We start from the raw sequence: 11588 nt of genomic DNA, 5'->3' as shown, positions 1-11588 counted from the left end.
CCGCCGGCCGGGGACTCGGCCGCCGGGGAGTCCGATCCGACCCCCATCACGTCGGCGGCGCTGACGCCGTCCGGGTCCGCCGGGGTCGGGTCGGCGTCGTCGGGAGCGTCCGCCCCCGTGTCGACCTCCTCGCCCGACAGCGTGTCGAGCACCAGTTCCTTGTTCGACTGGATGCGGTCGACGATGTCGGAGAACAGTTCCTGCTCCTCGGTCGTCAGCCCTTCCTCGTCGGACCGCATCCCGGCGGCGGCGATGCTGGCGCGCTTGACAATCTTCCCCATCCGGCGCTCGTACACCGACTCGACCACCTCCTCGGCGGTCTCTATCTCGTCGGTGAGCCGGCCGACTTCGGGGTCGGAGAACGGGTCGTCGGCCTCCTCGGCCGCGCGGTCGCGCTGGGCCTTCAGGTCGGCGACGTACTGGCCCACGTCCGCGTAAAACGAGTCCCGAAGGTTCTGCAGGCTGTCCTTCTGGCGCTCCTTGCTCTGGACAGACCGCAGTTCGTCCAAGTTCATTCTTCACCTTTCTCGGCGTGGCCGCGGGCCATCAGGAAGACGCCCACGGGTTCCGGTACTCTCTGTGCACCCTCCGAAACCGTAAAGCTGTCGCCGCCGATCGACACGTCGCCGAAGTCGGGGTTCCCGACCGGCGACAGGTCCGTCACGTCGGTCACCTCCACCGCGATGGTGTTGCCGACGAACGTGTCGGGCACGGCGTCGACGAGCGGGTCGAACCCCGCGAGGTCGTCGCGGTCGATGCGACACACCGCCAGGCCGCTCCCGCCGTGGAGGCTCCCCGGCAGGCGGATCAGGCGGTTCGTGTCAGTCGTGACGGGTTCGTCGATGGGCGCGCTCTCGGTCGCCAGCACGTCCTCGGCGAGGATCCGGGCGACCTGGAAGAACGCCGGGTGGACGTCGACGTTGCCCGCGCGGATCCGCTCGGCGTTCGACCGGGCGGCCGTCAGCGCGGCCGTCGCTTTGCCCTCCCCGATGCCGTCGAACTCCCGCAGGCGCTCCAGCGCGTCGGCCTCGTCTGCAGCGAGCAACTCGTCGACGAACGTACAGATACGGTCGTGGACGCGCGCGCTCCAGCCGCCGGTCGTGTCGAGTGTGCGCTTCTGGGCCGGCGTCTCGCGGCCCATCCCGGCGACGGCCTCCGTGTCGACCAGGTCCGCGAACTCGACGTCGATCCCGCGGACGTAGTCGACGACCTCGCGGCGCGCCTCGCTGTCCAGTTCGCGGACGCCCGGGTCCCGGACGTGGACGTGGTAGCCGCGCCCGCCGGAGAAGACGACGGTCAGGTCCTCGAAACCGAAGTCGTTCTCCAGGAAGTCGAGCAGCCGCAACAGCGCCGCCTTGCAGGCCGCGAGCATCTCGGGGTAGGCGGTCTCGGCGGGGTCGACGCTGGGCAGGTGGTCGGCGTCGAGGTCGAAGACGAGGTCCGCGGACTGCCAGCCCTTCTCGCTCATCGAGTTCGCGCTCGGGTCGGCGTAGCGCCCGGCCGAGAAGTAGACGTGGCGCGGGCGCTTGCGCTGGAGGAAGTCCGGGAGCGAGCCGATGTCGAGCAGCGAGCGGTGCCGGACCATCGTCGTGCCCGGCCCCTCGGTCCAGGGGATGAACCCCCACTCGCGCTCCGGGGCGTCCGGTGGCGGCGTTATCTCCGCCCGCCGGTAGTGGTCGCGGAACCGGCCGCGGAGATACCCCCGGGTGCGTGCCTCCATGTCGTCAGTCCGGTAAGCGTGGGGGTGGGAAAAGCGTGCCGAACGCGCCCCGCCGCCGTCCGGGGCGACGCTCTCGGTCGCCGCCGCGCTACCCGCGGATGATGTCGGAGAGCCGCTCGGCGATCCCCGCGTCGGAGCCCAGCTTCAGGTAGTAGGCGTCGCCGCCGTCCTCGTAGTAGTTGTCGATGCGCCGTTTGATCTCGAAGCCGAGGTGCTCGTAGAACTGGAGGGCGTTCTCGTTGGTGGTCCGCGCGTGGCAGGTGACCGACGAGTGGTCGTCGGCGACGCGGGCGACGAGCTGTTCGCCCAGCCCCTCGCTCCGGTGTTCGGGGGCGACGGCGAGAAAGAGGATGTAGCCGTCGCGCCGCGCGGCCGAGAAGCCGACGAGTTCGTCGTCGCAGAACGCGACGTGGACCGTCGAGCGCCGGTAGGCGTCGGTGAAAAAGCCGCGACGCTGCTTGAGCACGCCGTCCTCGTCGCGGATCGACTCCTTCAGGTCCCACGCCTCCTCGATGTACTCGTCGCTGCCGGCTCCGACGACCCGAATGTCGACCTTGACGCTCACTGGCTCCCTGTAGTGGATTCGCAAATATAATTCCACCGGCAGCCGGCGCGGTTCCCGCGCCGTTCGCCGGCGCCGACCGCCGCTTCGGGCGCCGAGCCGGCTCCCCGCTCTCGGGCAGCCGCCGTCGCGGATCCGAAACGCCAAACGCCCGGGCGGGAAAGGCTCCGGTATGCCCTACGAGCTCCGCGACCACACCGCCGACGTGGCGGTGGCCGCCGCCGGCGACCGCCTCGGCGACGCCTTCGCGGCCGCCGCGGACGGGCTCGCGGCCGCGATGTGTGACGACGTGCCCGCGGACGGCGAGCGGTTCGACGTGTCGGTGGCCGCCGAGAGCCGCGAGGCGCTGCTGTTCGACTACCTCGACGAACTCATCTTCCAGCGCGACGTGCGCTCGGTGCTGCCCGTCGACAATCGGGCGACAGTCGCGGAACGGGACGGCGAGTGGCACCTGTCGGCGAGCGCGCGCGGGGTGCCGCTGTCGGCGGTGCGGGCCCGCGAGGTCAAGGCCGTCACGTACTCCGAGATGGACCTGCGGGAGACCGACGACGGCTGGGAGGCGTACGTCGTCTTCGACGTGTGAGCGGCGGTCGGGGACGCCGCCCGTCGACCCCGCAGACGAAACGTATTCCGGGCCGCCCGCCCGAGGGTCGGGTATGACCACCTACGATGCGGACGGCATCACGCTCGAACGGGTGCGTGAGTACGTCTGGGAGATCCCGCGGGAGGGCGACATGCGAACCCCCGCTCGCGTGCTGGCGAGCGAGGCGCTGCTGGACGAGATAAGCGAGGACAAGACGCTCCAGCAACTCAAGAACGCCACCCACTTGCCGGGGATCACCGAGCACGCGCTCTGCATGCCCGACGGCCACCAGGGGTACGGCTTCCCCGTGGGCGGCGTCGGCGCGATGGACGCCGAGAACGGCTGCATCTCGCCGGGGGCGGTCGGCTACGACATCAACTGCGGCGTCCGGATGATGACGACCGACCTGACGTACGACGACGTGCGCGGAAAGGAGGAGGAACTCGTCGACGCGCTGTTCGCCAACGTCCCCTCCGGGCTGGGCGGGGGCGGCATCGTCAAGGGCGACGCCGACGCGGTCGAGGGGATCCTCTCCCGCGGCGTCGAGTGGGCCGTCGAGGCGGGGTACGGCGTCGAGGCCGACCTCCGCGCCTGCGAGGACGAGGGGCGGCGGCCGGACGCCGATCCCGCGGCGGTCTCGCAGAAGGCCAAGGACCGCGGGCGCAACCAGATCGGCAGCCTCGGCAGCGGCAACCACTTCCTCGAGGTCCAGCGCGTCACCGACGTGTTCCGCGAGGACGTCGCGGCGTCGTTCGACCTCCGGGAGGACCAGATAGTCGTCCTGATCCACTGCGGGAGCCGGGGGCTGGGCCACCAGGTGTGCAACGACTACCTGCGGCGGATCGAGCAGGAACACGGCGACCTGCTTGCGGACCTGCCCGACAAGGAACTGGCCGCCGCGCCGGCCGGGTCCGAACTCGCGGAGGAGTACTACGGCGCGATGTGTGCCGCGATCAACTTCGCGTGGGTGAACCGGCAGGTCATCATGCACCGCACGCGCCGGGTGTTCGAGCGCGTGTTCGACCGGACGTGGGAGCAACTGGGGATGGAACTGCTGTACGACGTGGCACACAACATCGCCAAGAAGGAGACCCATACGGTCGACGGCGAGGACCGCGAACTGTACGTCCACCGCAAGGGCGCGACCCGTGCGTTCCCCGCCGGGCACCCGGAGGTGCCCGCCGCGTACCGCGACGTCGGCCAGCCGATCATCATCCCCGGGAGCATGGGCGCGGGGAGCTACGTCCTGCGCGGCGGCGAGTCGTCGATGGACCTGACCTTCGGCTCGACGGCCCACGGCGCGGGCCGGCTGATGAGCCGCACGCAGGCCAAGCAGGACTACTGGGGCGGTGACGTGCAGGACGACCTGGAACAGCAGGGCGTCTACGTGAAAGCCGAGAGCGGCGCGACCGTCGCGGAGGAGGCCCCCGGCGTGTACAAGGACGTCGACGAGGTGGTCCGCGTCTCCGACGCGCTCGGCATCGGCGACAAGGTCGCACGAACCTTCCCCGTCTGCAACATCAAGGGTTAGCCGATCCGGAACTCGCTGGCGTCGTCGCCGTCCTCCCCGTCGTCGTCCCCGAGCAGCTTCCGCGCGGTCAGCGTCACCGTCGCCTCCGGCGAGTCGTCGTTCTCCCACGGGCTCTCGTACACCGACAGCTCCGTCTCGGTGACGTCCCAGCCCGCGTCCTCGAGCAGCGATACGAGTTCGCGCTGTTCGTCGAGTACGTCGTCGTTCATGGGTTGAAGTCGAACCGCGGGGTGTCTTCGAGCGACGGCCCCTCGTGGAGTTCGCGGCCGCGCTCGTACTTCACGTAGTTGAGATAGAACGTCCGCCCGCAGCCGTCGTCGGGGTCCTCGGGGTCGCCGATGCAGACGAACTCGATGCCGTCGGCGTCCTCGTACGCGCCGGTGGTGCTGGCGTACTCGCGGTCGCCCTGTGGCTCCGTCGTGACGGACTTGTCCCGCAGGTAGGGGTCGCGGTCTATCGCCACGACCGCGTCGCAGTAGGGGCAGGTGTAGGTGACCGAGACCATCCTCCGGACGTAGGGCGCGCGGACAGTTAGCTCCGGCGGGAACCTGTTCCGACGAACGACGATCGTCCAGTGGCCGCGCTGGCGTGTGCGAGCGGTGCGAGGCGACGCAGTCGCCTCGGCATGGCCGAACGGGCGAAGCCCGTGAGGCCACGCGAGCGCCGCCAGCAGACGGGGGAGGGCAGGCGCTCGAAGCGTGCGCCGGCGGCCGCCGGGGAGCGCCGATGGCTTTCGGGGATAAGGGCTTTCACGGCCGGCGGTTAGGATCCGAACATGATCGACGAGACGGTCGAGGAGATCGAGGCGATGCAGACCCACAGCTCCTCCGTCGTCGCCGTGAAGGCGAGCCGCGCGCTGGAGGAGCTGCTCGACCGCGAGTTCGCCTCGGTCGAGGCGTTCCACCGGGACATCGAGCGCAACAGCAAGACGCTCCGCCGCGCGAACCCGTCCCACGCGTCGCTCCAGAACGCGCTCCGGCGGATCGAGCGCGAGGTGCTCGACGCGGACGACGACGCCGTCGCGGACGCGATGGCGCGGCTGGAGCGGGTCATCGACCGGGTCGTCGAGGACATCGAGACCGGCAAGCGCGAGGCGGCCGCCCGGGCCGCCGACACGCTCGAGGACGGCGAGACGCTGCTCACCCACGCGTACTCGTCGACGTTCCTCGAAGCCGTCGAGCGGGCGGTGCGGGACGGGAACTACCTCCACGTGTACGTCACCGAGGCCCGCCCCCGCTACCTCGGCCGGAAGACGGCGCGGACCCTCGCCGGGATGGACCGCGTCGAGACGACGCTGCTCACCGACGCCGCCTGCGGCGAGGTGTTGCCCGACTGCGACCGCGTGCTGATGGGGATGACCTCCATCGCCGACGACACGCTGTACAACCGCGTCGGCACGTTCCCCATCGCGTCGACGGCCGCACAGCTCGGCGTCCCGATGAGCGTCGTCGGCTCCGGGGTGAAGATCATCGACGAGGGGTTCGTCTTCGAGAACGAGTACCGCTCGGCCAGCGAGGTGATGCGGGAACCGACCGAGGGGTTTGACGTGTCGAACCCGAGCTACGACGCGACGCCGCTCGAACTGCTGGACGGCGTCATCACCGACGAGGGGCAGCGGGAGTTCTGACCGGGCACGCCCGCGTCGCCCGGCGACGTGGGATGCCTCCCGTCGCTCGACCTCGGCCCGCTGACTCGGAAACCGCCCAGCGGTGCGGTCGAGACGCCTATCGGCGCTCGACCTCGGCCCACTGGGCGGTTTCGTCGCTCCGCTCCACGGCGTCAAGCACCGCCTGCGCGGCGTACCCGTCCTCGAAACTCGGCTCGAACTCGCCGTCGTTCGCGACCGCCGAGAGGAACTCGTAGTTCTCGTGGACGAACGTGTGCTCCCAGCCGATGACGTGGCCGGGCGGCCACCAGTGGTCGACGTACGGGTCGTCCTCCTCGGTGACGAGCACCGTCTCGTAGCCGCGGTTACCCTCGCGGAGGACTTCGAGTTCGTTCAGCCGTTCCAGCGAGAACCGCAGGCTCCCCTTCGAACCGTGGACCTCGATGCTGTGGTCGTTCTTGTGGCCGGTGGCGAAGCGGGAGGCCTCGAACGTCCCCATCGCGCCGTTCTCGAACTCCGCCTGCGCCGAGTAGGCGTCGTCGACGGTCACGGGACGCGTCTCGTCGCTCCCTTCGACCGGCCGCTCGTCGACGAACGTCTTCAGGTGGCCGCTGACGCGCTCGACGTCGCCGACGAGAAACCGAGCGAGGTCGACGGTGTGTGCTCCCAGGTCGCCGAGCGCGCCGCTGCCTGCCATCTCCTCGTCGTTGCGCCACGACCAGGGTGCCTCGGGGTCGACCAGCCAGTCCTGGAGGTATGTGCCGCGGAAGTGGCGGATCTCGCCGAGTTCGCCGCCGTCGATCAGATTCTTCGCGTACTGGATCGCCGGCACGAACCGGTAGTTGAAGGCGTTCCCCGCCGGGACGCCGGCGTCCCGGGCGGCGTCGCGGATCTCCCGGGCCGCGTCGAGGGTCGGCGCGAGCGGCTTCTCGCAGAAGACCGGCGTGCCGGCTTCGAGCGCCGCGATGGACGGCTCGGCGTGGACGTGGTTCGGGCCAAGGTTGTAGAAGACGTCCACCTCGTCGACCACGTCGCGCCAGTCCGTCGCCGTCCCGGAGAAGCCGAGTTGGTCCGCGGCGTCCGCGAGCGCCTCCTCGTCGCGGCCGACGAGCACGTCCCGCTCGACGTCCGGCGCGTCGGGGAAGAACATCGGGAGCCGCGCCAGCGCGTTCGCGTGGGCCTTGCCCATGAACCGATAGCCGAGTACGCCGACCTGTAGGGTCATGGACGTGCGTTCGACGGGCCGGCGTTTCAGTGTTTCTTCGTCGGCAGGACCGCGGCGGCATCCGCCGGACGCTGCCGGGCGGCCGTCGTCGATGCAACCGATGTCGGACGCACCGCCGTATGCCTGCGGAACCCGAACGTCCTCACTACGGAACCGGCGGGGCTGGGCGGCACAAACGACTGCCGACGAACCAGGCCGACTCATCGAGTACATCAACTAGATTACGCTGCGGGGTTGACCGAAACTCCCGACTAGGGGACAGATCGGGTGCCACTACATAGGTAGTGCTACGATTTAAGATCCCGTCATCCATCACACAAGTAAATGATACGTTATCGGCGGGTACAGCGGATGACGACGCTGTCGGCTACATCACGAACACGCGCGAGTGTATCACCTGGAGGGGGCACCGATGACTGACGGCGGTCGGCTGAGCGCTCTCGCTATCCCGGGTGCTTTCGTGGTATCGGGACTGTCAGCACCGGTCGGGCGAACGAGGTGGTGTTTCGATGGGTGACGATCCGGTCGACGCCGTTCGCGGAGTTGCACTCGCGGCGGTAATGCTGGTGTCGATGGTCGCGATACCGGCAGGGGCAGTTGGCACAGCCACTGCCGGCGACGCGGCCAGCACGCCACGCGTCGATGGGCCGGCCCTTACCGATACGGCCTTCAACGACAGCGAGGGGGGCACTGACGACGCGGGCTGGCGAGTCACCCAGGCCGACAGCGCGAGAACCGGTTACAATCCGAATTCGGCGGGTCCGCGGACCAACGTGACGCTGGAATGGGAGTGTACGGTCTGCGACGCGGCAACGGCTCCCGTCGTGGCGAACGGGACCGTCTACGCCGGCGGAAACAATGGCGGGAACGTTACTGCCGTCAACGCTACGGATGGTACCCTCCGCTGGCAGACCTCGTTCCCGGGTGACCCGCGGGACGTTGCGGTCGTCGACGGGACGGGGTACGTCATCAACGACACGTCGGTGATGGCGTTCGACCCCGACACCGGGACCATCGACTGGCACCACACCAGCGCCGGCTCCGACGGCCGGTACGTCTCGGATATGACGGTCGCTAACGGCACCGTCTTCTACGGCGTGAAGTTCCAGGGGAGCACCAGCGAGCACCTGTACGCGGTCGATGCCGATACCGGGAGCCAGCGCTGGACGTTCGCGGCCGAGAACCGAACGCACGGCATCGCTGTCGCCGATGGCACCGTCTTCGTGTCGGGCGCGAACGCGACGGGCGACGACTGGCAGCCCTGGCTGTACGCCCTCGACGCTGACACCGGTAAACACCAGTGGAGTTACGACTGGGTGGAGTCGGATTCCAGCGTCGATTACTTCGCGCGGGAGCCACCGGCTGTGGCGAACGGGACCGTCTACCTGCCGGTCGAGAGACGGGTTAAGGACGGACTCAGCATCGATTCCTATGGCTATGTGTACGCGTTCGATGCCGCCAGCGGCGCCAATAGCTGGACTACCAATTTCACCGACCAGAAGCCCACGGGGACCCCGAAGATATCGGTCGCCAACGGCACGGTCTACGCCAACAGCAAGGATTATCGGGTGGAAGCGCTGGATGCCAGTACCGGTACGGAGCGCTGGCAGACGAAACTGTTCGTCGAGGGCACGTCCGGGACCGACCGGAGCTATCCGGCTGTCGCCGACGGAATGATATACGTCACGGACGCCAACGGGTTCATCCGCGGGTTCGATGCCAGCGACGGCAGTGAGGTCTGGTCGGACTACTCCGGGGGGATCGGCAACTACCCGCCCGCGGTTGCAAACGGGAACGTCTACGTCGTCGACCGCCAGGGCTACGTACAGGCGTGGGGCGGCGAGTCCACCAGCAACCAGGCCCCAGCGGCGACGTTCACGTACTCGCCGTCGAGTCCGACGGTGGGTGGGGACGTCACCTTCGACGCGAGCAACTCGACGGATTCGGACGGCAGCGTCGTCAGCTACGAGTGGGACTTCGACGGCGACGGTAACTACGAGAAGACCGGCGAGTCCGTCACTCACAGCTTCACGACCAACGGCACCACCACGGTGTCCCTGCGTGTCACCGACGACGGCGGCACCACCAACACCACCCAGCAAACTGTCGAGGTTACGAGCACCTCCAAGTCACCGACAGCGACCTTCACGGCCGCCCCGCGTCCGGGCTATGCGGGCGAGTTCATCACGTTCAACGCGTCGAACAGTACCGACCCCGACGGAAACATCGTCGAGTACGAGTGGGACTTCGTGGGCGACAATAGCTTCGACTCCAACTCTAGCGACCCCGACTTCCGCTTCCAGTACGACAGCGCCCGTCAGGAGAACGTCACCCTCCGCGTGACCGACGAGAGCGGCAACACTGACACCTACACCCAGACGATCACCGTCGAACAGGGAGCACCCAACGCGACGTTCACCACGTCGCCACAGCCGGGTTACGCAGGGGAGTTCATCACGTTCAACGCGTCGAACAGTACAGATCCGAACGACAAGATCGTCGAGTACGAGTGGGATTTCGTGGGCGACAGTAGCTTTGACTCCAATTCCAGCGAGTCGGACTTCCGCTTCAAGTACGACTCCGCCCGCCAGGAGAACATCACCCTTCGTGTGACCGACGCGGATGGAAACACGGACACGTTCACACGAACGATCACCGTCAAACGGGAAGCGCCCAACGCGACGTTTACAGCCTCGCCCCGTCCGGCCTATGCGGGCGAGTTCATCACGTTCAACGCGTCGAATAGCACCGACCCCAACGATAACATCGTCAAGTACGAGTGGGATTTCGTTGGCAACAGTAGCTTCGACTCCAACTCCAGCAACCCCGACTTCCGCTTCCTGTACGACTCCGCCCGTCAGGAAAACGTCACTCTCCGTGTCACTGACGAGAGCGGTGACACCGACACCTACACCCAGACGATCACCGTCAAACAGGGAGCACCCAATGCGACGTTCACGACGTCGCCACAGCCGGGCCACGCGGGCGAGTTCATCACGTTCAACGCGTCGAACAGTACGGATCCGAACAACAAGATCGTCAAGTACGAGTGGGATTTCGTGGGCGACAGTAGCTTCGACTCCAACTCCAGCGACCCGGACTTCCGCTTCCAGTACGACAGCGCCCGTCAGGAAAACGTCACCCTCCGTGTGACCGACGCGGACGGCAACACCGGCACGTTCACACGGACGATCACAGTCACGGACGACTCCGATGATTCGGGTGGCTCCGTGCCGTCTTCGGGTGACGACGAATTCGACGACGATGAAGGCAGCGACGATGCAGCCGACAATGACGACGAGGCAGAAACGACCGTCCAGAGCGAAAACGAGTCCAGCGAAACCGGTACATCGGTCCAGAGTTCCGTCCAGAACGCCATCGCGGGACAGCGGATCGGGGTCGACGTGCCGGCCCCCCAGCGAGAGCAGCACTTCGAACTCGACGAGGTGGCGCTCACTCCCGCTCAGAACGGGAGCCTCTCGCTCGACGTCGAAGCCAGTTCCGAACCGCTCAACTCGACGCCCGACGCCGAGTTGCCATCCGAGGGTACGGAGGAACTGGGATACGTCAGTGTCAACGCCAGCGTCGACAACGCGAACATCGAGGAGAGCCAGTTCACGTTCCAGGTCGACCAGGAGGAACTCGATGGGCTGGAGTCGAAGCCCGAGAACATCGCGATGTACCGGTACAACGAGGAACTGGATCGATGGGAGGAGCGGCCTACCCGAGTCGTGGGACGGGAGGATGGCGAACTCGTCCTCCGGACCACGGGCGATCGGTTCTCGGAGTGGACGGTCGCGGCCAAGACGGCCGACCTCGCTATCACCGACACCGAAACCGACGTCGAGGCGGCGACGACCGGCGAAGACGTGCGCATTCAGGCGTTCGTCACTAACACCGGCGGCGCAAACGGGACCTACGAGGCCCAACTCAGCGCCAACGGGGAGGTAATCGACCGCAAGACCGCGACCGTCCCCGCCAACCGCACCGTCGTGGTCGACTTCGTCCGCACCTTTGACCAGCCGGGTCGCTACGAGATGCAGGTAAACGACGTGACCGTCGGTCAGATCAACGTCACCGAGGACAGCCAAGAGGACACCGCCGACGGGACCTCGACCGACGACATGTCCACCGACGAGGAGGGGGACAACTCGGAGGACGATGCCGGTGCCGATGACGGCAGCGTTACGGACGGTGACAACAACGTTACCGACGATGACGACGAAGACGACGCCAACGTCGAACTCGGTGGATTCGGGATCGTCGTCGCGCTGCTCGCCCTCGTCCTGATCGTCGGTGCTGGACGGTATCGGTCGGGCCGATCCTGAGGTCGTCAGGATCGATATCCCCGGTGTCGGTCG

General features: G+C 67.6%; 9 protein-coding genes and 1 pseudogene. 4 read left to right on the top strand and 6 right to left on the bottom strand.

Annotated features, from left to right (window positions below; translation table 11 throughout):
- From EYW40_RS16630 to EYW40_RS16620, 3 genes and pseudogenes are all read right to left on the bottom strand, one after another.
- Positions 1-515, bottom strand: a pseudogene (locus tag EYW40_RS16630) (hypothetical protein); the annotation flags it as partial.
- On the bottom strand, positions 512-1720 hold the full coding sequence (gene priS / locus EYW40_RS16625; protein WP_135822778.1) for a DNA primase small subunit PriS: 1209 nt from the start codon (positions 1718-1720) through the stop codon (positions 512-514). The gene priS and the pseudogene EYW40_RS16630, both read right to left, overlap by 4 nt.
- 88 nt (positions 1721-1808) lie before the next feature.
- Complete coding sequence (locus EYW40_RS16620; RefSeq protein ID WP_135822777.1) at positions 1809-2285, bottom strand: GNAT family N-acetyltransferase; 477 nt, start codon at positions 2283-2285, stop codon at positions 1809-1811.
- 169 nt (positions 2286-2454) lie between these two features.
- Here EYW40_RS16620 and EYW40_RS16615 point away from each other — a divergent pair, with 169 nt between their 5' ends.
- Together EYW40_RS16615 and EYW40_RS16610 are read left to right on the top strand one after the other, a co-directional pair.
- Complete coding sequence (locus EYW40_RS16615) at positions 2455-2865, top strand: archease (RefSeq protein WP_135822776.1); 411 nt, start codon at positions 2455-2457, stop codon at positions 2863-2865.
- Positions 2866-2938: 73 nt separating this feature from the next.
- Positions 2939-4396: an RtcB family protein gene (locus EYW40_RS16610; protein WP_135822775.1), complete on the top strand. Its 1458-nt coding sequence runs from the start codon at positions 2939-2941 to the stop codon at positions 4394-4396.
- Here EYW40_RS16610 and EYW40_RS16605 read toward each other — a convergent pair.
- Positions 4393-4605 carry a hypothetical protein gene (locus EYW40_RS16605; protein ID WP_135822774.1) on the bottom strand — a complete coding sequence of 71 codons (213 nt, stop codon included), beginning with the start codon at positions 4603-4605 and terminating at the stop codon, positions 4393-4395. The two genes, EYW40_RS16610 and EYW40_RS16605, sit on opposite strands and share 4 nt — an antisense overlap.
- Positions 4602-4901: a DUF7969 family protein gene (locus EYW40_RS16600; RefSeq protein ID WP_135822773.1), complete on the bottom strand. Its 300-nt coding sequence runs from the start codon at positions 4899-4901 to the stop codon at positions 4602-4604. Before EYW40_RS16600 ends, EYW40_RS16605 begins: the two co-directional genes overlap by 4 nt.
- Before the next feature lie 270 nt (positions 4902-5171).
- Here EYW40_RS16600 and EYW40_RS16595 point away from each other — a divergent pair, with 270 nt between their 5' ends.
- Positions 5172-6023, top strand: a complete 852-nt coding sequence (locus EYW40_RS16595) for an eIF2B alpha/beta/delta subunit family protein (protein WP_135822772.1) — start codon at positions 5172-5174, stop codon at positions 6021-6023.
- Positions 6024-6120: 97 nt separating this feature from the next.
- Here EYW40_RS16595 and EYW40_RS16590 read toward each other — a convergent pair whose 3' ends face one another.
- The gene (locus EYW40_RS16590; RefSeq protein WP_135822771.1) at positions 6121-7227 is read right to left on the bottom strand and encodes a Gfo/Idh/MocA family protein; all 1107 of its coding nucleotides are present in this window, start codon (positions 7225-7227) and stop codon (positions 6121-6123) included.
- Positions 7228-8000: 773 nt separating this feature from the next.
- Here EYW40_RS16590 and EYW40_RS16585 point away from each other — a divergent pair.
- A complete protein-coding gene (locus EYW40_RS16585; RefSeq protein ID WP_161973229.1) occupies positions 8001-11555 on the top strand; it encodes a PKD domain-containing protein in 3555 nt (1184 codons plus the stop codon).
- Positions 11556-11588 lie beyond the last annotated feature (33 nt).

The sequence above is a fragment of the Halostella litorea genome (assembly GCF_004785955.1).
Lineage (GTDB): Archaea > Halobacteriota > Halobacteria > Halobacteriales > Natronoarchaeaceae > Halostella > Halostella litorea.
This window is presented reverse-complemented; position numbering and strand designations above follow the sequence as displayed.